The following is a 19,563-nucleotide window of genomic DNA, read 5'->3' on the forward strand; positions in this document are numbered from 1 at the left end:
TTACCCTATTTTAACACAGCCTGGAAACAATCTGGCACACTTTGGTCTTTTCCTATACAATAATGGAAGGAATATGCAAAAGTGTGGTGAGTTGATTGTTTAAAGTGCTATTAATTGAGGATGATGCCTCCCTTTTTTCTGAAATCAAAGACCGCCTCTCCCAGTGGTCTTATGAAGTCCATGGAATTCAGGACTTCAGTGGAGTCATGAAGGAGTTTGCCGGCATTCAGCCCGATTTGGTCATTATCGATATCCAGCTTCCGAAGTTCGACGGGTTTCATTGGTGCCGGATGATTCGATCACATTCGAATGTGCCGATTATTTTCCTGTCATCCCGGGATCATCCAACAGATATGGTCATGTCCATGCAGCTTGGCGCTGACGATTTCGTCCAAAAGCCCTTCCACTTCGAAGTCCTGATTGCCAAAATACAGGCAATCCTCAGACGCGTCTATAACTATAGTGCCGTTCAGAATAACCTAAAGACCTGGTGCGATGCGGCGGTTGATTTCGAAAAGAATACCGTTACAAATGAGAGTGGCTGCATAGAATTAACGAAAAATGAAATTTACATATTAAAGCTTTTGATAGAAAGAAAAAATCAAATTGTCAGCAGGGACGATATCATTAATAGCCTATGGGATGACAAACGATTCATTAGTGACAATACTCTTACGGTCAATATTAATAGACTAAGGAAGAAGCTTGATGACATCGGGCTTGGCGCAAAGATCGAAACAAAGGTCGGCCAGGGATATATGGCAATTGAAGAGGATGCCTCGCATGTTTAGGAAATATATCAGAGAAAGGTTAAGCTGGATCCTGCTGTTCGGTTTCCTTCAGGTGCTTGCCGCCTTTGTAGTATATATGGACTCGGCCATATCCTTTAAGCCCTTCCTTTATTACACCTTTTTATCTGCAATCATTTTCACAGGATTCATCTTTCTCCGTTATCAGAAAGAAACACGATTTTACAGAGAAGTAGCCGAGCGGGAAAATAATTTAGATTTATCGAGCATACCGGAGCCTGAAAGCCCATTTGAAAAAATAATGGAGTCGGGCCTGGTTAGCCAAACCGAACGGTTTAAAAAGGAGTTCACCCAGAACTGGACACTTCTCGAGCAGGAAAAAGATGAACTGCTGTCCTGGATTCATGAAGTAAAAACACCCTTGACTGCCATGCATCTCATGATTGACCGGATTGGGGATCAGAATCTGAAATCCGCCCTAACGTATGAATGGCTGCGCATCCACCTTCTTCTTGATCAGCAGCTGCATCAAAAGCGGATTCCTTCAATGGAAAATGACTTATATATTGAAATGATTCATCTCGAAGACATCCTATTCAGCGAAATCAAATCTCTGCAGTCCTGGTGCATGCAAAAAGGCATTGGCTTTGATATGGAAATGGAAGAAACAGAAGCTCTAAGCGACGCAAAATGGTTCAGTTTTATCATACGCCAGCTTTTAACCAACGCTGTGAAGTATAGTGAGGAAACAGACATTTTGATTTCGAGTTTCCTGCAAGACAGTAAAATATCCTTGAGGATTCAGGATTTTGGCAGAGGCATCGATCAGAGGGATTTGCCTCGAATCTTTGAGAAGGGGTTCACCTCCACTGCAAATCATCATGAAAACGCAGCAACAGGCATGGGGTTATATTTAGCCAAAAAAGCCGCAGACCAGCTAAAAATAAAAATCCATGTAGAGTCTTGTTTAGGCAAAGGCACAATCATGACACTAGTCTTCCCTACGCGCAATGATTTCGTCAGCATAACAGGCATGTGACAAAAATGTCACATGCTTTTGCTGTTTGTTCGTTCAATCGAAGGAATTACATATACGTTACCTTCTATAATAAAGCTATCAAAGAAAGGATGGTTACACATGTTTGTACTAGAAGCCAAAAAAATTCATAAAAGCTACGGCAATAAATTTAATAGGCAGGAAGTATTAAAAGGAATTGATATAAAAATTGAAACGGGTGAATTTGTAAGCATTATGGGCGCTTCAGGTTCTGGGAAGACCACTCTTCTCAATGTACTCTCGTCTATTGACAGTGTTAGCGGCGGAGAAATCAAGATTGAAGAAAAGGAAATGACAAGACTGAAGGAAAAGCAGCTCGCACAGTTCCGCAAGAAGCACCTCGGGTTTATTTTTCAGGATTATAATCTCCTGGATACATTGACAGTAAAGGAAAATATCCTTCTCCCCCTTTCCGTCAGCAAAACACCAAAAAAAGAAGCAGATGAAAAGTTTGCAGCGGTTGCGAGTGAGCTCGGAATATTCGAGTTAAAGGATAAATACCCTAATGAAATTTCCGGCGGGCAAAAGCAGCGGACTTCCGCAGCCCGTGCTTTCATTCATGAACCAAGCATCATTTTCGCGGATGAGCCGACAGGTGCGCTGGATTCGAAATCAGCATCAGACTTACTGAATAAGTTAAGTGATTTAAATCAGAAAAGGAAAGCAACGATTATCATGGTCACCCATGATCCTGTGGCGGCAAGCTTCTGCAGCCGGGTTATTTTCATCAAGGATGGCCAGATTTATACTCAGCTGAATAAGGGTGATCAATCAAGACAGGCTTTTTTCAAAGATATCATGAAAACACAGGGCGTTTTGGGCGGTGTACAGCATGAGCATTAATACCATCATCCTCCGCAATTTGAAAAAGAATCTGAAAAATTATTACCTTTATGTATTCGCCCTCATTTTCAGTGTCGCGCTTTATTTCGCCTTTGTCACCCTTCAATATGACCCATCGATGTCCGAAGCAAAAGGCTCGATTAAAGGTGCAGCAGCAATCAAAACAGCCTCTATTCTGCTCGTGGCGATCGTTTCCATCTTTCTTCTGTACGCCAACACTATTTTTATCAAAAGGCGAAGCAAAGAAATCGGGCTTTTTCAGCTGATAGGAATGACAAAAAATGAAATTTTCAGGCTCCTTAGCCTGGAAAATCTCCTGCTGTATTTTGGTTCTTTGATCATTGGAATCTTTATCGGTTTTTCGGTTTCGAAATTAATACTGATGGTCCTTTTTAAATTGACAGGTGTTGAAGGAATTGCATCATTGCACTTTTCAAGTGAGGCGCTTTTGCAGACTGTCATCGTCTTTACGGTTATTTATATTTTCATCATGCTGATGAACTTTGTTTTTATCAAAAGGCAAACCATTCTATCTTTATTCAGGGTGGTTTCGATTGCAGAAGGAAAAGTCAAAAAGCTGTCCATTTTGGAAATGATATTGGGCGTGCTTGGTTTAGCCTTGATCATTGCCGGCTATTATATCTCTTCCCTTTTATTCGGCGGGGATTTCACATCCATGAACGAGCTGTTCCTCGCGATGGTGGTTATTCTTGCTTCCGTTATCATTGGAACCTACCTTTTCTATAAAGGATCGGTAAGCTTTATCGCCAGCCTGATCCGCAAAAGGAAAGATGGATACCTGAATGTAAACGAAGTGCTTTCATTGTCCTCCATCATGTTCCGCATGAAGTCGAGTGCACTGCTTTTAACGATTATTACAACTGTGTCCGCCCTTGCGATCGGGCTGCTGTCATTAAGCTATATTTCTTACTACTCAGCGGAAAAATCAGCCCAGGATAGCCTCCCCTCCCACTTTTCGTTCACTGACAAGGAAGATGCAGGGAAGTTTACCGGGAGCCTTCAAAAAGAGGGATTAGAATATAAGGAAAAAAGTATTGAGTTATTGCATGTAGATGCTAATATGGAGGACATTCTGGATGTCAATCTGGAAGAAATGAATTTTGATTCACCAAACATGATCTTGCCTGTTGTAAGCGAAACATCCATAGATGGCATTAAGCTTTCTCCAAAAGAAACCGTACTGACAGGATATAATGATGCACTGCAGAAATTTATGACGCTCAAGGACTCAGGAGAACTTGAGTTCATGGGAAAAACAAACACGATTAAACAAAAATATTTAGGGTTAAAAAAAGATTTTGTTCTCCCGTTTTATTTTACATCAGGCGGTCTGCCTGTTGCTATTGTGGATGAGAAGGTATATGAAGACCTGAAAGCTGATCTAAATCCTGAACTCCAGGATGAAGATTCGCTTTTCATCGGAGTGGATATGAAGAGTGACAGCGATATTGAAAAAGCCAATACACTCTTCAAAGAAATGGAATTCAGCGGCAGAGCCGATTCCCAGCAAGAGATGAGCACAAGGCAAAAAATGAACATGGGACTGATCATGTTTATTGTCGGGTTTCTCGGTTTAACCTTTTTGGTCACTTCAGGCTGTATTCTATATTTCAAACAAATGGATCAGAGTGAGGATGAAAAACCAAACTATACAATCCTGCGGAAACTTGGCTTTACACAGGGAGACCTGCTGCGCGGAATTCAATCCAAAATGGCTTTCAACTTTGGAATTCCGCTTATCGTCGGCCTTCTGCACAGCTACTTTGCCGTACAATCCGGCTGGTTCTTCTTCGGAAGCGAGCTTTGGATGCCGATGATCCTGGTTATGGTGCTTTACACAGTGCTTTATTCGATTTTCGGAATTTTGTCTGTAATCTATTCGAAAAAAGTGATAAAAGATGCACTATAATAGAAAAACCGCTCAGGTATGCTGGCCTGAGCGGTTTTATTTGCAGTTTTGCAGAGTTTGTTTGCAAGTTCCAGCTGTTTTTTTGCAGGTTTTCTAAGGTTATTTCCTAATTTCCGATTTGTTTGCAATTTCTTCGCATTTATTTGCAAATTGTCTCATTTTATAACTTTTGATTAGCTGTGATTCAACAATTAACTTATCCAGTTCCCGGCTTAATTTCAAGGTCTTTTCATCAGTTAGTCCCCTTGAATAAATGCAATCAATCATAGCTTGTCTGGTCTGTTCGATTGCCTTTATCAATTCCATTTTTTTATCCTTCCAGCAGTGGAATTCGGGATTTATACTTTTTAACCAGCTCGCGGTTATGCTGTTCTGCTCCGTCTACATTGCCGCTTTTAAAGATAGGCGGTTCATAACCGTTTTTAATCATCACTTCCACTGCTTCCGCCATCAGGCTGTTTACAATTGCAAAGCCAATAATAGATGAAGCGGAGCCAAACCGGATCCCCAAAGCTGAATGCTCCATCATTGCGTCCCCTGGTTCTATATGATTGTCAATTGTTAAATCCACAGATGAATACAGGTATTTTCCGTCTTTGTGCCGGGAGGACTGTGTATTCGCATAACGCGGGGATGTGATCCCAATGACGAATGCTCCACTCTCTTTTGAGATTTCAGCTACATCGACTGGGACTGGATTCCGTCCTGATGTTGATGCTACAATGACCACATCACCAGGCCGGATATCAGCATTTTCCATAAAGCTTCCGGCAAGATCATTTTGTTTTTCCATTAAAGAGGAACGGACCGCTCCTTTATGAAGCATTAAATCCTCTACAAAAATAGGCTTAATCGGGGCCAGCCCACCTGCCCGGTAAAACAGCTCTTCCCCGAGCATATGAGAGTGTCCGCATCCAAATACATGAATAATCCCATTGTTTTGAATACACTCAGCCAATGCACGGGCGGCATTTTTCATTTTTTGACCTTCTTCTTTTTCCACAAGGGTCAATAATTCTTTTACTTCATTCAGATATTTCGCAAGCATTGCTACAACCCCATTTATACCGAGACTTTTGATGCGCTTAGAGCCGCTTCATCGGCAATCACTTTCACGTTTGGATGATTTTTTAAGATGGATGCCGGGAAATGTTCATTAACTCCATTTCCAAGAAGCTTTTGAATGGCATCTGCTTTTGCTTCACCTGAAGCGAGAAGAAGGATCTCCCTGCTCTGCATGATCGTTGAGATTCCCATTGTAATGGCTTGGGTCGGCACCTCTTCGATCGTATGAAAAAACCTGGCATTGGCTTTAATTGTAGAATCTGCTAAATCAACAATATGAGTTTTAGATGAAAAAGACGTTCCAGGCTCATTGAAGCCAATATGTCCATTATTGCCGATTCCCAAAATTTGCAGATCAATGCCGCCATGGTTTTTCAGCTTACTTTCATAATTACGGCATTCTTCTCCCAAATCTTCAGCAGTACCATTAGGGACAAAAGTATTTTCCTTCTGGATGTCCAGATGATTAAACAATACTGAATCCATAAAATAACGGTAGCTTTGCGGATTTTCCCCTGAAAGACCGATATACTCATCCAGATTAAAAGTTGTCACTTTTTTATATGTTGTTTTGTTGCCCTGGTGATCTTCAATCAACCTTTTATAAGTTCCCACAGGAGTGCTTCCGGTTGCCAATCCCAGTGTTGCTTCAGGATGCTGGCGTATCTTCCTGATGATATAATCTGCTGCGGTTTTACTCATTTCTTCATAGCTGTTTACTTTAATAATCTCCATCATGAGTTTCCTCCTTGCTTAAAAAGCTGAATAAGAATATATTTGCACTTTTAAATGCAAAATATAGTAATTAAATAAACCCATTTATAATAAATATCGTATCACCCCAAAGTATAGTTGTCTATACCAATTTCATTGTTAGAAAAGTCTTAACATAAGAACGTAAATCCTGATCTTAAGAATTTTTTATTTTAAAATGGTATAGACAACTATATTTATATTTTGGTATGATTACGACAGTTTAGTAAAACGCTTTCTTATTCATTATTTTTTATTAAGGAGAGATCTATATGTTAGGATTCTTACAAAGAATTGGTAAAGCATTAATGCTTCCGATTGCCGTCCTGCCTGCCGCAGGTCTTTTGCTCCGCTTTGGACAAGATGATTTATTGGGCATTCCGTTTATCGCAAATGCCGGCAATGCCATTTTCGCCAACCTCGCACTTATTTTTGCCATCGGGGTTGCCATGGGATTCGCGAAAGACAGTAATGGAGCAGCTGCCCTTTCAGGCGCCATCGGTTTTCTTGTATTAACAGAAGGAGCAATTGCCATCGATGAAAATATAAATATGGGAGTACTGGGCGGTATTATTGCCGGTATTATTGCTGGATTATTATATAACCGCTTCCATGATATCAAACTTCCGGATTGGCTTGGATTCTTCAGCGGCCGACGCTTCGTTCCGATTATTACTTCCGTAACGATGATTCTGCTGGCTGCCATTGCAGGTTTTGCCTGGCCTCCAATCCAGGGCGCAATCGATTCATTGGGCAACTGGATCATTGGTCTGGGTGCTTTAGGGTCAGGTCTATTTGGATTCTTAAACCGCCTGCTAATTCCATTGGGTCTTCACCACGTATTGAACAGTTTATTCTGGTTCCAGTTCGGCGAATTTGAAGGAGTTAATGGAGATATTGCCCGCTTCTTCGCCGGAGACCCGTCAGCAGGCGCTTACATGACTGGATTCTTCCCTGTTATGATGTTCGGTCTTCCAGCTGCAGCATTTGCAATCATTGCAACAGCTAAGCCTGAAAATAGGAAAGCTGTATCAGGAATGTTCATTGGTCTTGCACTAACTTCATTCCTGACTGGTATTACAGAGCCAATCGAGTTCTCATTTATGTTTATTGCACCGCTTCTATATGGAGTTCACGCCATCTTAACCGGGGTTTCCATGTGGGTTACGTCTCTGTTGGGAATCCGCGATGGTTTCACATTCTCAGCAGGCGCACTCGATTATGCGCTGAACTTTAATATCGCTGAAAAGCCGCTGCTGCTTTTAGGAATTGGCGTCATCTACGCCATTGTTTACTTCGTTATCTTCTATGCCTTAATAAAAGCGTTTAACCTGAAAACGCCTGGCCGTGAAGATGAAACAGATGTAGTTGAAGAAGAAGAGGCACCTGCCAGTCAGGGCAATAATAAGTATGAAGTTATGGCCAGCCATTTTATCAAAGATATTGGCGGAGCTGACAACATCACTTCCATTGATAACTGTGCAACACGCCTCCGCTTAAATATTGCTGATATGGAAAAGGTTAAGGAAAGTGCACTGAAAGCACATGGCGCAAAAGGAATCATGAAATTAAGCAAGACAAACCTTCAGATCATTGTTGGTACAGATGTGGAATTTGTAGCAGATGAAATGAAGAAAATTAAGAAGTAATGACTAAAAAACAGTGTCCCTTGCCGGACACTGTTTTTCTTATAGCAGCTTTATATCTGGTGGAAGCTTTGTGGAGCACAGTATTTCCAGCTCTTTTAACCGCATTAAATTATAAGATGACCCCTCCATTAGCAATTGATCTGCGAATGCCGGATGGCACATGACTTCCACTGTTTCCCCGTCTTCCGCCTTTTCTGCCAGCATGCTGAAATAATCTTCCTGAATGCCATCTCCGTAAAAATCGAATAAGCATCTGTTAGAATAACTTTTGACTCCTTCAAGCGGAAAGTCGCCATTGACTCTGAAAGGGAGATCGTATTTATTGGAAAGGCTTTGAATCACTGGGAGAAACTCTTCGCGTGTATGAACGTGATGATGGCTATCCAAATGGGAAGGCACAATACCAGCCTCGATAAAACGGTCAATTTGTGCAGACCATTCAAGCTCGATCTCAAGTGCGGATATTCCGTCCAAATCTGCCTGTGATCTGAAGTATCCATCTTTAGTCGTTAAAGTTCTTAAATTGGATAATAACGGCTTCCCGCATGTCAGGACTAAATGGACGCCAGTTCGTAAACCCGGGTATTGTCTGGCCATTGCCAGGGCTTGCCCGGTTCCGGGCATGTTCATCATCATGGTGGCGGAATTGACAATTCCAAATAGATGGCTGTGCAAAATTCCATAGTTAACTCCGGGACTATAGCCGAAATCATCAGCATTGACGATGAGCTTAATCATGGTTATTCTCCTCCGGTTACATAGCTGCAAGGCAGCATGAAACGATCTGCTGCCCTGCCAATTTTCACTTTAATTGCGCTGTTCTCTTTTTTTATTGCGCCGATATTTATGTCATTTTGCGTCTGACCCTTGCTTTTTTGCGCTCTCGAGATCTGATTGCGTCTTTTTTTGCTTTAATTGCGCTGTTCTGTTTCTTTTTTGCTCCTTTATTTAAGTCATTTGCGTCTGACCCTTGCTTTTTTGCGCTTTCGGGATCTGATTGCGTCTTTTTTTGCTTTAATTGCGCTGTTCTTTTTTTTTATTGCGCCGATATTTATGTCATTTGCGTCTGACCGTTGCATTTTTGCGCTCTCTGGACCTGATTGCGTCTTTTTTGCTTTAATTGCGCTGTTCTGTTTCTTTATTGCGCCGATATTTATGTCATTTGCGTCTGACCCTTGCTTTTTTCGCTTTCGGGATCTGATTGCGTCTTGATTTGCTTTAATTGCGCTGTTCTGTTTCTTTATTGCGCCGATATTTAAGTCATTTGCGTCTGACCCTTGCATTTTTGCGCTCTCTGGACCTGATTGCGTCTTTTTTGCTTTAATTGCGCTGTTCTGTTTCTTTTTTGCGCCGATATTTATGTCATTTGCGTCTGACCCTTGCTTTTTTGCGCTTTCGGGATCTGATTGCGTCTTTTTTTGCTTTAATTGCGCTGTTCTTTTTTTTTATTGCGCCGATATTTATGTCATTTGCGTCTGACCGTTGCATTTTTGCGCTCTCTGGACCTGATTGCGTCTTTTTTGCTTTAATTGCGCTGTTCTGTTTCTTTATTGCGCCGATATTTATGTCATTTGCGTCTGACCCTTGCTTTTTTCGCTTTCGGGATCTGATTGCGTCTTGATTTGCTTTAATTGCGCTGTTCTGTTTCTTTATTGCGCCGATATTTATGTCATTTGCGTCTGACCCTTGCTTTTTTGCGCTTTCGGGGCCTGATTGCGTCTAATTTATTGAAATTGCGGCAAGTAGGTACGATGGGCTTCGAGCATTTCATCCAGTATCTTTTTAGCTATCCTGTCGGAACCCACCAGCGGATTGATTGTCAGCGCTAGAAGAGCAGTATTGTAATCACCAGTCAGGGCGGCTTCTATGGTCACCCTTTCAAAGGATTTAATTGATTGAACCAGTCCCCTGACTGAAACTGGGAGTTCTCCGACGGCTAACGGCTTTGGTCCGTCTTTCGTTATCATGCAGCTGACCTCAACAGCTGATTCAGACGGAATGCCTGCAATGGCGCAATTATTTCGGGTGTTAACCGGCTGTATATCCCTTTTATCAGTATAGATGGAATGAATCAGCCTGCATGCTGCATCACTGTAGTAAGCCCCTCCCCTTTTTTCCAGCTGCGGCGGCTTTTCAGCAAGATCTGGATTCTGATATAACAGGAAGAGCTCTTCCTCCAGCTTTTTAACTACTTCAGCCCGAGTTCCGCCTTCTGATGCTGCCTTTACTTCTTCTTCCACCATTTCACGTGTTTTATAGTAATAATTGTGGTAAGGACAAGGAAGCACATTCAATGCCTGCAAAAATTCCGGTTCCCATCCCATCGCATGGATGTTTTTCATCGTGATCGATTGTTCTTTGTCCGTAAGCTTTTTCAGCAGATCTTCCTTGACGCTCACTCCATCGACATAGACGTCAAGACCGTATACAAGGTGGTTGAGACCCGCAAAGTCAATTCTTACTCTGCTGTGATCCACATTCATTAATTGGGCTGCCCCCATCTCCATCCCAATGGGTACATTGCATAAACCAACCACTTTTTTGATTTTGCTGTATCGCAGGACTGCTTCTGTGATCATTCCTGCCGGATTGGTAAAATTGATAAGCCATGCGTTTGGGCACAATTCTTCTATTTCACGGCAGATCTCCATAATGACTGGAATGGTTCTGAGTGCCTTAAAAAATCCTCCCGGGCCATTGGTTTCCTGGCCCAGCACTCCATATTTCAGCGGAATTCTCTCGTCCTTTGCTCTTGCATCCAATAGCCCGACACGGAATTGGGTTGTAACAAAATCGGCATTCATAAGTGCTTTTTTTCTATCTAAAGTAAGCTCAATCTGTATGGGAACCCCTGCTTTTTCAACCATCCGCTTCGCTAATTGCCCGACAATCTCGAGCTTTTTTCTTCCTTCCTCCACATCTACAAGCCAAATTTCCCTGACAGGCAATTCCTGATGTCTTTTGATAAAGCCTTCAATCAATTCAGGTGTATAGCTTGAACCTCCGCCTATTACGGCTATTTTTATACTATCTGGTTGCTGTGCCATTCGTTTACCTCTCTTAGTCAAGTTTCTTGTATAAGTCGATAAATTCCTGTGCCATGTCTTTAATAGTCAGTGCATTCATCAAATGATCCTGTGCATGGACAAGAATTATCGGCAGATCGAATTGAGCTCCGGAAGCCTCCCCCTGAATTAACTCAGTTTGATGTCTGTGTGCCAGCACAAACTCCTCCTCGGCTTCCCGGATTTTTGCTTCCGCTGCTTCGAACTTTCCGGCCTTTGCTTTCTGGATGGATTCCATTGCCAGACTTCTGGCATTCCCGCTGTGCAAAATAAGCTGAAATGATATTTGATAAAGCTTTTCTTTATCCATTCATTAACCCGCCTAACCTTGAATTGTTGGTGTTTGTTCTGGCTGCACCTGCTTCAGTTTCTTTTCATCCATTTTCCCTGTTACATATACGAATGGAAGATAAATGACAATGGAAATCGCTAAATTCACAAGTGCCAGTACTGCACCGGAGATATGTCCTCCTGTAGCAAGATAGCCGCCAATACCTGCAGGCGTCACCCAGGGAATGCTTGCCACAACGACCGGATAAACAAGCCCCCATTTAATCGCCAGATACGCGACTACAGTCATAATGACAGGTGCCGAAATAAACGGTATTAGCCAGATTGGATTTAACACGATCGGAAGGCCAAATAATAATGGCTCATTGATTTGGAAGATTCCAGGCGGTGTTCCCAATGCCAGCATTTGCTTGTGCCTCTTTCTTCCTGCAATAAACATGGCAATGATAAGGCCAAGCGTTGCTCCAGACCCGCCGAGATAAACGAAGGCATCCAGGAATGGACCTGCCAGAATTGCATATTTATCAAGATCTGCCACACCCTGAGCATATAAATCTGTATTTTTGGTCCCGAGAGATGTGAATAAAGGCGTTGTTACACCTCCAAGAATATTAGGCCCATGAAGGCCAACCGCCCAGAAGCCATGAACCAAAAAGACAATAAGTATCGCAAATGGCAGGGAATCAGCTGCATTTGTCAAAGGTGCGACAAGGGTTGCATTTAGCCAGTCATTTAAGAATTCCCCATTTGTCATTTTTCTGAACAGAAGGCCTGCCACTCCAAATATGAAAATCGTAAGCATGCCCGGCACCAATTTGGCAAATGCTCCTGCAACGGCAGGAGGTACTCCATCCGGGAGTCTGATAATAAAGGCTTTTACCCTACTCAGACGTATAAATACTTCTGTTGCAAGAAGGGCCACCACAATCCCTGTAAATAAAGCCGTAGCATTAAAGTATCCATAGCCAATGAACCCCCAGACACCTTCTGTATCCGGCACCTGGCCTACCTGAGGGACTAAGAGGAAGAAGCAGGCTGCGGCAACCAGCATCGCCTCGAATCCATCATCCCCATAGGATTTGGCAAGCCTGTGGGATATGCCAAAAACGGCGAATATGGTCAAGAAAGCAAACGTGCCCCACCAAATATCTCCGCCCAGTGTTTTCCAGGATTCGCCGAAAATGCTTTCCATGAGTCTTCCATATGGCTTAATGATTTCCCCTAAATTATTAAACAGAACAGCAAATGATCCTACCATCGTGATGGCAATCATCCCGATCAAGGCATCCCGGATAGCAAGCAAATGCCTGTTATTGCCGAATTTCATAGCATAAGGCATGATATATTTCTCAATAAACGTCATCATCACTATTCACCCTTTATTAATGACATAGCTTGCTTCAATACTTCCTCTCCATTGCATAAGCCATAATGCATGGGGTTTATGGGAGCTACAGGGATCCTGCCGCCTGCCTCTTTCTTCAATTGCTCGGTCATAAACCGGATCTGCGGTCCCAGCAGCAGTACATCTGCCGAATCAATATGATTTCTAACCTCCCCGTTGCCGACAGCCCAAATTTTACAGTCGATTCCCTGGCTTTCAGCGCTTGCCTGCATTTTAGTCACTAGAAGACTAGTAGACATTCCTGCCGAACAGCATAACAAAATATTCATCATTGACCCCCTTTTCTGTGTAAGCGATTTCAAAATAATAGAATGATTGCTTATTCTAATAGTACCATCAATAAAACAGATTATTCAGTTAATTCGATCGAAAAATATTCCTTTTTTGAAGTCACTCACCCCCCTTCAATATCCTATGCTTGAAATTAATTGTAATGACAAATGATTAATTTTTCAATACATTTTTAAAATTTGTTATTACAAATTAATTTGGAATTGATATGACAATATGTTTTATGGAATAATAGAAAGAAGAACAGAGTAGGAGGAACGGGGATGAAAGACGGTTTCACCGAGGATAGTGCCCTGCACTTGAAGGTTAAAGAAAGTATTCTTGAACTTATTCGAAATGGAGCATTCAAACCGGATACAAAATTGCCGACAGAAGCGGAGTTTTGTGAAAAATATGGGGTCAGCCGGACGACCATTAGAACAGCACTCCAGCAGCTGAGCACAGAAGGCCATATTTATCGCCAGCAAGGCAGAGGCACATTTGTATCAAGCAATAAAGTTAAACAGCGGCTGACTTCTACAGTCGAAAACTTTTCAAAGCAAATGGCGATGCAGGGAAAAAACCCGCTTATAAAAGTAATAAACCTTGAAGTCATCCCTGCCGATCCCTTCTTAGCAGATGTCTTTGAGCTGTCAGAAGGCGATCCCGTTAATGTACTCGAACGGATCAGATATGCGGATGACGAGCCGCTTCAATATGAAAAAGCCTTTCTGCCATGGAAAAAGACCCCCAGCTTGAACCGGCAGGCCTGTGAAAAATCCTTATACAATTTGCTGCAGACTCAATACAACCTGAAAATCAAAAAGACAATCGAGCATTTAGAAATTTCACTTCCGGAAGAGGAAATTAGTAACCTGTTAAAAATCAAACCTGAAACACCGTGTTTCGCTCTTGAAACATATGCCCATATTGAAGACGGAAGCTTAATCGAGTATTCCAAAACGATGTTCCGCGGGGACTATGCTCATTTTATTATTGAACGGAATTATGAATAATAGTTTGGCGGAGGATACTGTAAATACCGGAATACACTTGTTGCTGCCGAATGCGCAGCTGATTTAGAAACCGGGATCTGCGATTTGGATTTTGCTGTCTGAATGCGTAGCTGGTTCGGACAGCGTGATCTGGACTTTGGCCTTTGCTGTCCGAATGCCTGCCTTGTTCGGACACCATCACCTGCGATTTGGCCTTTGCTGTCCGAATGTGTGCCTGATTCGGACGAGCAAGCAGCCGTTAGTCTTTTTGCTGTCCGATTAGATATAGGTCCTCATTTTTTTAAATTGATAGATGAATAATGGATTCACTTAGCATAATGCCCCATGCCACTTTATTGCCTTCATCTCAATTTTCCGCACCAGTGCTTCCTTCCCCTTTATGTATGCCTCAATGTTAAAGGGGTACTGTTTCGCTAACTCCATTTTTAAAGCTCCATATTGTTTTGCTTCTTCGCCGTTTAATCTTAAATAATCACGAAATGCAAGATGCCGGGTGATATCAGGATTCCCTTTTTCGTAGATATGGACATGATGGGTCCGCTGATTGCCCCCTTTCTCGAAATACCGCCGGCCAGGCAGTCCGTTTTCTCCGCGTGGTTCATACCCAAGAGAAATCATTTCAGTATTAAGGCGATCAACCTTCTCAATATCATTTACGATTGGCATTATATCAATGACCGGCTTTGCTGCCAGACCTGGAATGGACGTGCTGCCTATATGATGAATGTCTAGAATCTCTGTTTTAAAAATCTTCTTGAGGAGTGCTGCCTCGTTTTTAAATAAGGTTGGCCAATCGGGATTATATGGAGTAACTGCCACTATCCTTGTCATGATCTCCTCCTAATTTGAAAAGTTCTATTTTAGCCTCATTAAGCAGGCCCATAAAAAATCTTCTCCAAATAGATTACTAGGCTGCAGAATCTTTTTCATTTTTCTAATCTCCATGAAATGAAAGTCATTGTGAAAGATCGCTTTCAAGCGTTCTTCCGTATACCCGATGCCTCCCTTTAAGCTGCCGCTGCGATATACCTCCCAGTCCGGAGTAGGAAGCGCGCCATCAGTATTAAAGCAAACAAGTCCGAACTTTCCGCCCGGCTTCAGTGCAGCTTTGATTATTTCCAAATATGTCAGCCTTCTATGCGGGGGAAGATGATGAAACATGCCGCTGTCATAAATAAGATCATAGGTGTGAGGTTCAAAATGGAAGTCAAAAAAAGATACACATTTAAAATTTATATCGGCTTGTGCTTCCTTTGCTCTTTCAGCGGCCCATTTGATCGCCTTTTTGGAAAAATCAATGGCATCCACTTGGGCTCCATTCTTCGCCAGAAAAATGGCATTCCTCCCTGGACCGCAGCCAATCTCAAGGATTTTTCCAGGCCTCAATCCATTTTGAACATACTCATATAGGTTTTCATCCGGCCCCTTCGCTATGAAAAATGGAACCTCTTTGTCCCGGTCTTCATAAAATTTTTCCCAGAAGGCTGTTGGTTCTCTTAACAATCCATCCAGCATTTCCAGTAAATCGTCGATATGTAAAATCGCTTTATCCATGGCAATGACCCCCTTTCCTTTATTTTACTAAAACCCTCATATTCAAGGATTACAGCTCCGTTAAAAATAGATTATTTATGCAAAAATGAGCTGCTGTCCCTTCATTATTTTTCCAAATAGCGATCCTGTAAGGGGGTATTTTTAAAACAAAAAGTCTAATAAGTACTTAAGTCTTATTACATTTGAAAACGCCCGGAAACGCTCACTATGCACATTTGGCGATCTTCACCCTTTCCTATTTCGTCATTTTTGTAATATTTATGAAATACTTTCTTCTCAAAACCTGTCCTTCATTTAGAGCAGCTTACATATAATGACTGACAAGAAGGTATAGGAGGTACATGATGTTTATTTTTCTTGATAAGGCGATTCTTGGGATGGCGATTCTGCGGCTTATTTCTGGAAGTATTGAAATTTTTGTTGCACTATTGATTATAAAAATGAATGATATCGAAAAAGCACTGGTTGTGAATAGTTCACTTGCCCTGATTGGACCGCCTGTGCTTCTCTTGACGACAGTGATCGGATTAACTGGAATGGCAGATAAAGTTTCACTAAGCAAGATATTATGGGTGCTTTGCGGAGTCGGCTGCATTCTTTATGGGGTAAAAGGCAACTAATCCAATAAAAAAAGAGCTGTACGGACAGCTCTACTTCTGATGTTTCAGCAATTCGGAAACCGTAGTCATATGGTAACCCTGCTCTTTTAATGAAGAAATAATTTTCTTAACAGATTTCAAAGACTCTTCCCGGCTCTCATACATGACATGAAGAAGAATGATGGAGCCTGGTTCTATATTCTCAGCCACATGCTCAGTGATTTTATTTGCATCCCCTTCTATTTCCGGATGACTTTCAGGCTCAACGTTCCATAAGATCGTCTTACGCTCATGTTTAGATAAGTAGTAAGGCAGAAAAAACAGTTTTTTTCCGTATGGAGGCCGAAAATGAATTTCTCCTTCATAGCCTGTCTGCCTGATTAAATCATCTGTTTTCTCAATTTCATCTTTAATAAAAGAGGGAGATTTTAGAACCATCCGTGTATGAGAATATGAATGATTGCCAATTTCATGCCCTTCTCCCGCAATCCTTTTGGCATCGTCCATATGTTGCTCAATCTCTTGCCCTGTTAGGTAAAAAGTGGCTTTAATGTCTTCTTCCCGCAGAATATCCAATATTTCCTCCGTGTTGACGCCTGGTCCATCATCAAATGTTAATGCTGCCACTTTTTCCTCTGTTTCTGCTTTATTTACAAGGCCTCCGAAAAACTGAAAGTTCCTTGACTTGGAAATTTCAAACAGCAAAAAGCAAATCCCCAAGATCAGAATGATAGAAATGCTGATTTTTAGCAGTTTTTTCATAATTCCTCCTGACAGCTATAGTTTCAGGGTAATTATAATTTCTATATAATAAAAAAACCAGCCCCCGATTGGAAACTGGTTTGATAATATAAGTATGGAGCCGCTCTTGCCGTAACTGTTATAAGAAAGTTTTAAACCACCACTCCTCAAAGTGGGTGTCCGCAGAAACATTCCTGCATGTCCTCCTTGTCATATAGACAGAGGCTTGTCATTCCTGTTCCGATGTTAAACTCCCTATTTCAGCTTAAAGGTTAAAACTTTAGTATGATTACGTACAATGCAGCTTGTTTTATTATAATAAAATAATTAAGTGATGATTTCAATAGAAATGTTTTCCTGCTCTTTAAAACCCCAGCTAACACTCCCCTATACAAAAATAATGGTTTTTTACAATCGAAACCTCTGGAAATATCGTATAATGCAGGTTAAACAACTTAACAATAAAGGAAGACTATAGGTTGTGTAAAAGGGGGATTAACAATTGGGAAGAAAATTCGAAAAAAATCTATTGCGTTTGTTATTTATATTTGTAATTATGTCTTTCTTTAATTTGATTAGAAAACCCCCAATGAAGGAATGGCTTATCATATTCTTTTTAAAAAGCTATATTGCCACCTTTTTAGATAATCTGTTAGTGCGTAAAGGCTATCTAAAATACCCGGTAAATCTGTTTAAAACTTTTGATGTCAGCGTGCTATTCAGCTATATAATATTCCCGATAACGTGTGTTTATTTTAATCAGCTAACCATGAAGAATAGAGTTAAGGGGATTTTGTTAAAGTCCCTGATCTTCAGTGCTCCTTCCGCAATGGCTGAACATTTTCTTGAAAAATATACACAGCTTATCAGATATAAGAAATCATGGAATTCCTATTATAGCTTTGTAACCATTATGGCAACTTTTTTAATGACACGAGGAATAATGGGTTTAATTCGTAAATCTTCGGAAAACCAATAAACACTAGCTCCAAAAAAGTAATCGGGAACTGTGTTTATATTTTATCTATGAAGACTTCTTTTCTTCCCCAAAGCCGGGTGGTGAAGCCTTCCTTGCAAGAACACCTCCATCATAAAACTTGCCGAACTGTCTTAAGATATCTTTCACTTCAGCAACGGAAGGGATTGTCTCATTTGCAGAGTATGTAAGATAGTAGTTTTTAGTGTTTTTCCGATGGATGATCCATGTGAAAAATTTCATCGCAAAAGCATGTGTATTGCGATTTCGAAATTTAGGCATCAGCTTTCCGTCCCAAACCGTCATTGTCTGCCCGTTTCCCTTCCATTTCTTTAGTTCTCCATTTAGTTCCGCATAAATAAGACCAGGCGCTTTTCTCATCTGATTCATTACCAATAATGTCAGCACCTGATTAATAAACAGTTGAATGAGATTTAGTCCTTTCCCTCTTGTCAGGGAGATAAATGCCTGTTCTGGCAGCACTTCCGGCTTATCGCCCCAGACCAGCGTATTCGATCCGTCCATTTCCTTTAGCGGTGTCCATTTTTTTTGCTCCATTACCTTCCCTCCTGATTTGGTAAAAAATACCCAGATAAATAAGTATTCTCCAAAAGGAAGAATATTCCTTCAAAAAAAACGGAGGCTAAAGGAGGCCTCCAATTGGGTTATCGATAATTGAGATCGGTTATTTCAAGAAACTGAACAGTGGCTTGATCCCTGTCAATCCGGGCTTTGAGTTCCAAATGATCAAGCTGGTAGGTTAACTCTTCACACTTTGCTGATTCGTAACAAGTTACAGTTTTTGTCTTGTCAGAATCACCGTACATTTTTACTACTTCGTCCTTGGTAAAGGGAAGCGCAGGAAACATACGCGGGCTTAAATATTCTGGATATACAGCTAGACTGCCTATTGTACCATCTTTCTTATTTAAGGTTACCCTTAGCCCGGCCCCATCACTCTGATAGTAAAGGCTTTTAATATTGAGCTGGGTTTCAGTCTTTTTTGGCATGCCCATTCTGGATACTATCTCAGCAAAAGCATCTCCTGGTTTTAAGCCAAAAATATGAAGTTCTTCTTTCGAAAGAATAAAGGCATCTTTAATTCCTGCCTTTTTGACTGCCTCCAGTTGCTTCACAGCATTCTTTTTGTCTTTAAATGCACCAGCCTGCACACGGTAATAGGTTTTGCCATCAATGACAGCGGTGCCAATTGCGGCAGGGATCTCTTTTTTCTTTAGTAGTGCTGCCCGCTTTTCCGCATTCTTTTTTTTGCTGAAAGAACCGGCAATAATCTTATGATATCCAGCTTCCTCTCCGGATAGAATGAGACGCTGTCCCGGATAGATTGTTGTACCTTCTAAATCATTCAGATCCGAAATTTGTGCCACACTCATATGATGCTTTTTAGCCAGGGAATATAGTGTGTCCCCTTTTTTCACGACAGCTATTTCTTTATCTCCGCTGTGGTCCGCAAATACTGCTCCCCCTGTAAAAATAACTGCCAGAGAAATGACTCCTGCTGCAATTGCCTGTTTGATTTTCTTCATTATTTTCACCTCACTATATATGACGAAGTGAAATAATGGATGTCGCAGGATGA

The 19,563-nt window shown here is 41.5% G+C and carries 22 protein-coding genes and 1 other RNA gene; 9 read left to right on the forward strand and 14 right to left on the reverse strand.

What is annotated here, in order from left to right:
• Window positions 1-95 precede the first annotated feature (95 nt).
• From A361_RS14040 to A361_RS14055, 4 genes are all read left to right on the forward strand, one after another.
• On the forward strand, window positions 96-791 hold the full coding sequence (locus A361_RS14040; RefSeq protein WP_009334335.1) for a response regulator transcription factor: 696 nt from the start codon (window positions 96-98) through the stop codon (window positions 789-791).
• Window positions 784-1,788, forward strand: a complete 1,005-nt coding sequence (locus A361_RS14045) for a sensor histidine kinase (RefSeq protein ID WP_019383148.1) — start codon at window positions 784-786, stop codon at window positions 1,786-1,788. Before A361_RS14040 ends, A361_RS14045 begins: the two co-directional genes overlap by 8 nt.
• 99 nt (window positions 1,789-1,887) lie before the next feature.
• Window positions 1,888-2,649 carry an ABC transporter ATP-binding protein gene (locus tag A361_RS14050; protein ID WP_019383149.1) on the forward strand — a complete coding sequence of 254 codons (762 nt, stop codon included), beginning with the start codon at window positions 1,888-1,890 and terminating at the stop codon, window positions 2,647-2,649.
• Window positions 2,639-4,579 (forward strand): ABC transporter permease, encoded by a 1,941-nt coding sequence (locus A361_RS14055; protein WP_019383150.1) that lies wholly within the window; start codon window positions 2,639-2,641, stop codon window positions 4,577-4,579. Before A361_RS14050 ends, A361_RS14055 begins: the two co-directional genes overlap by 11 nt.
• Window positions 4,580-4,678: 99 nt before the next feature.
• Here the strand turns inward: A361_RS14055 and A361_RS14060 are convergent, their stop codons facing one another.
• Genes A361_RS14060 through nagB form a run of 3 tightly spaced genes read right to left on the reverse strand, consistent with a single transcriptional unit; the run spans window position 4,679 to window position 6,379 of the window.
• Window positions 4,679-4,885 carry an aspartyl-phosphate phosphatase Spo0E family protein gene (locus A361_RS14060; RefSeq protein WP_009334330.1) on the reverse strand — a complete coding sequence of 69 codons (207 nt, stop codon included), beginning with the start codon at window positions 4,883-4,885 and terminating at the stop codon, window positions 4,679-4,681.
• A gap of 4 nt (window positions 4,886-4,889) precedes the next feature.
• Complete coding sequence (locus A361_RS14065) at window positions 4,890-5,627, reverse strand: SIS domain-containing protein (RefSeq protein ID WP_009334329.1); 738 nt, start codon at window positions 5,625-5,627, stop codon at window positions 4,890-4,892.
• Between the two features lie 14 nt (window positions 5,628-5,641).
• On the reverse strand, window positions 5,642-6,379 hold the full coding sequence (nagB, locus tag A361_RS14070; protein ID WP_026041826.1) for a glucosamine-6-phosphate deaminase: 738 nt from the start codon (window positions 6,377-6,379) through the stop codon (window positions 5,642-5,644).
• Window positions 6,380-6,669: 290 nt separating this feature from the next.
• Here nagB and nagE point away from each other — a divergent pair, with 290 nt between their 5' ends.
• On the forward strand, window positions 6,670-8,046 hold the full coding sequence (nagE, locus tag A361_RS14075) for an N-acetylglucosamine-specific PTS transporter subunit IIBC (RefSeq protein ID WP_009334327.1): 1,377 nt from the start codon (window positions 6,670-6,672) through the stop codon (window positions 8,044-8,046).
• A gap of 39 nt (window positions 8,047-8,085) precedes the next feature.
• On the opposite strand, the gene chbG is transcribed toward nagE, so the two are convergent.
• The 5 genes from chbG to A361_RS14105 all read right to left on the reverse strand — a co-directional run bounded on the left by chbG (window position 8,086) and on the right by A361_RS14105 (window position 13,076).
• Complete coding sequence (gene chbG / locus A361_RS14080; protein ID WP_019383151.1) at window positions 8,086-8,784, reverse strand: chitin disaccharide deacetylase; 699 nt, start codon at window positions 8,782-8,784, stop codon at window positions 8,086-8,088.
• Window positions 8,785-9,770: 986 nt separating this feature from the next.
• Window positions 9,771-11,093 carry a 6-phospho-beta-glucosidase gene (locus A361_RS14090; protein WP_009334325.1) on the reverse strand — a complete coding sequence of 441 codons (1,323 nt, stop codon included), beginning with the start codon at window positions 11,091-11,093 and terminating at the stop codon, window positions 9,771-9,773.
• Between the two features lie 13 nt (window positions 11,094-11,106).
• Window positions 11,107-11,421 carry a PTS lactose/cellobiose transporter subunit IIA gene (locus A361_RS14095; protein WP_009334324.1) on the reverse strand — a complete coding sequence of 105 codons (315 nt, stop codon included), beginning with the start codon at window positions 11,419-11,421 and terminating at the stop codon, window positions 11,107-11,109.
• A gap of 12 nt (window positions 11,422-11,433) precedes the next feature.
• Window positions 11,434-12,768, reverse strand: coding sequence for a PTS sugar transporter subunit IIC (locus tag A361_RS14100; protein WP_019381346.1), 1,335 nt, complete (start codon window positions 12,766-12,768; stop codon window positions 11,434-11,436).
• A gap of 2 nt (window positions 12,769-12,770) precedes the next feature.
• A complete protein-coding gene (locus A361_RS14105) occupies window positions 12,771-13,076 on the reverse strand; it encodes a PTS sugar transporter subunit IIB (protein ID WP_009334322.1) in 306 nt (101 codons plus the stop codon).
• Window positions 13,077-13,361: 285 nt separating this feature from the next.
• Here A361_RS14105 and A361_RS14110 point away from each other — a divergent pair, with 285 nt between their 5' ends.
• Together A361_RS14110 and A361_RS30235 are read left to right on the forward strand one after the other, a co-directional pair.
• Window positions 13,362-14,093 carry a GntR family transcriptional regulator gene (locus A361_RS14110; RefSeq protein ID WP_019381345.1) on the forward strand — a complete coding sequence of 244 codons (732 nt, stop codon included), beginning with the start codon at window positions 13,362-13,364 and terminating at the stop codon, window positions 14,091-14,093.
• 102 nt (window positions 14,094-14,195) lie between these two features.
• Window positions 14,196-14,393 carry a hypothetical protein gene (locus tag A361_RS30235; RefSeq protein ID WP_162272004.1) on the forward strand — a complete coding sequence of 66 codons (198 nt, stop codon included), beginning with the start codon at window positions 14,196-14,198 and terminating at the stop codon, window positions 14,391-14,393.
• A gap of 9 nt (window positions 14,394-14,402) precedes the next feature.
• On the opposite strand, the gene A361_RS14115 is transcribed toward A361_RS30235, so the two are convergent.
• Window positions 14,403-14,924, reverse strand: coding sequence for a GrpB family protein (locus tag A361_RS14115; RefSeq protein ID WP_009334320.1), 522 nt, complete (start codon window positions 14,922-14,924; stop codon window positions 14,403-14,405).
• 24 nt (window positions 14,925-14,948) lie between these two features.
• Window positions 14,949-15,647: a class I SAM-dependent methyltransferase gene (locus A361_RS14120; protein ID WP_019381344.1), complete on the reverse strand. Its 699-nt coding sequence runs from the start codon at window positions 15,645-15,647 to the stop codon at window positions 14,949-14,951.
• Between the two features lie 344 nt (window positions 15,648-15,991).
• Between A361_RS14120 and A361_RS14125 the strand changes: the two genes are divergently transcribed.
• Entirely contained in the window at window positions 15,992-16,267 is a 276-nt protein-coding gene (locus tag A361_RS14125) for a YqhV family protein (RefSeq protein ID WP_009334318.1), read from the forward strand.
• Between the two features lie 30 nt (window positions 16,268-16,297).
• Here A361_RS14125 and A361_RS14130 read toward each other — a convergent pair whose 3' ends face one another.
• Window positions 16,298-17,008: a polysaccharide deacetylase family protein gene (locus A361_RS14130; RefSeq protein ID WP_019381343.1), complete on the reverse strand. Its 711-nt coding sequence runs from the start codon at window positions 17,006-17,008 to the stop codon at window positions 16,298-16,300.
• Between the two features lie 93 nt (window positions 17,009-17,101).
• Window positions 17,102-17,297, reverse strand: a non-coding RNA gene (gene ssrS / locus A361_RS14135) — 6S RNA.
• 192 nt (window positions 17,298-17,489) lie between these two features.
• On the opposite strand from ssrS, the gene A361_RS14140 reads away from it, so the two are divergent.
• Window positions 17,490-17,966, forward strand: coding sequence for a CBO0543 family protein (locus A361_RS14140; protein ID WP_019381341.1), 477 nt, complete (start codon window positions 17,490-17,492; stop codon window positions 17,964-17,966).
• Between the two features lie 45 nt (window positions 17,967-18,011).
• Here A361_RS14140 and A361_RS14145 read toward each other — a convergent pair whose 3' ends face one another.
• Together A361_RS14145 and A361_RS14150 are read right to left on the reverse strand one after the other, a co-directional pair.
• Window positions 18,012-18,521: a hypothetical protein gene (locus tag A361_RS14145; RefSeq protein ID WP_019381340.1), complete on the reverse strand. Its 510-nt coding sequence runs from the start codon at window positions 18,519-18,521 to the stop codon at window positions 18,012-18,014.
• A 107-nt stretch (window positions 18,522-18,628) separates the two neighbouring features.
• Window positions 18,629-19,510 (reverse strand): LysM peptidoglycan-binding domain-containing protein, encoded by an 882-nt coding sequence (locus A361_RS14150; protein ID WP_009334314.1) that lies wholly within the window; start codon window positions 19,508-19,510, stop codon window positions 18,629-18,631.
• Between the last annotated feature and the right edge of the window lie 53 nt (window positions 19,511-19,563).

Source organism: Cytobacillus oceanisediminis 2691 (assembly GCF_000294775.2).
Lineage (GTDB): Bacteria > Bacillota > Bacilli > Bacillales > Cytobacillaceae > Cytobacillus > Cytobacillus pseudoceanisediminis.

Bases quoted from the DNA above. Each gene is read 5' to 3' on its own strand.
- A361_RS14045 (WP_019383148.1), top strand. From the start codon at position 784: ATGTTTAGGAAATATATCAGAGAAAGGTTAAGCTGGATCCTGCTGTTC.
- A361_RS14100 (WP_019381346.1), bottom strand. From the start codon at position 12,768: ATGATGACGTTTATTGAGAAATATATCATGCCTTATGCTATGAAATTC.
- A361_RS14050 (WP_019383149.1), top strand. From the start codon at position 1,888: ATGTTTGTACTAGAAGCCAAAAAAATTCATAAAAGCTACGGCAATAAA.
- A361_RS14055 (WP_019383150.1), top strand. From the start codon at position 2,639: ATGAGCATTAATACCATCATCCTCCGCAATTTGAAAAAGAATCTGAAA.
- A361_RS14130 (WP_019381343.1), bottom strand. From the start codon at position 17,008: ATGAAAAAACTGCTAAAAATCAGCATTTCTATCATTCTGATCTTGGGG.
- A361_RS14120 (WP_019381344.1), bottom strand. From the start codon at position 15,647: ATGGATAAAGCGATTTTACATATCGACGATTTACTGGAAATGCTGGAT.
- A361_RS14060 (WP_009334330.1), bottom strand. From the start codon at position 4,885: ATGGAATTGATAAAGGCAATCGAACAGACCAGACAAGCTATGATTGAT.
- A361_RS14095 (WP_009334324.1), bottom strand. From the start codon at position 11,421: ATGGATAAAGAAAAGCTTTATCAAATATCATTTCAGCTTATTTTGCAC.
- nagE (WP_009334327.1), top strand. From the start codon at position 6,670: ATGTTAGGATTCTTACAAAGAATTGGTAAAGCATTAATGCTTCCGATT.
- chbG (WP_019383151.1), bottom strand. From the start codon at position 8,784: ATGATTAAGCTCATCGTCAATGCTGATGATTTCGGCTATAGTCCCGGA.
- A361_RS14145 (WP_019381340.1), bottom strand. From the start codon at position 18,521: ATGGAGCAAAAAAAATGGACACCGCTAAAGGAAATGGACGGATCGAAT.
- A361_RS14150 (WP_009334314.1), bottom strand. From the start codon at position 19,510: ATGAAGAAAATCAAACAGGCAATTGCAGCAGGAGTCATTTCTCTGGCA.
- A361_RS14065 (WP_009334329.1), bottom strand. From the start codon at position 5,627: ATGCTTGCGAAATATCTGAATGAAGTAAAAGAATTATTGACCCTTGTG.
- A361_RS14090 (WP_009334325.1), bottom strand. From the start codon at position 11,093: ATGGCACAGCAACCAGATAGTATAAAAATAGCCGTAATAGGCGGAGGT.
- A361_RS14115 (WP_009334320.1), bottom strand. From the start codon at position 14,924: ATGACAAGGATAGTGGCAGTTACTCCATATAATCCCGATTGGCCAACC.
- A361_RS14125 (WP_009334318.1), top strand. From the start codon at position 15,992: ATGTTTATTTTTCTTGATAAGGCGATTCTTGGGATGGCGATTCTGCGG.
- A361_RS14110 (WP_019381345.1), top strand. From the start codon at position 13,362: ATGAAAGACGGTTTCACCGAGGATAGTGCCCTGCACTTGAAGGTTAAA.
- nagB (WP_026041826.1), bottom strand. From the start codon at position 6,379: ATGGAGATTATTAAAGTAAACAGCTATGAAGAAATGAGTAAAACCGCA.
- A361_RS30235 (WP_162272004.1), top strand. From the start codon at position 14,196: ATGCGTAGCTGGTTCGGACAGCGTGATCTGGACTTTGGCCTTTGCTGT.
- A361_RS14105 (WP_009334322.1), bottom strand. From the start codon at position 13,076: ATGAATATTTTGTTATGCTGTTCGGCAGGAATGTCTACTAGTCTTCTA.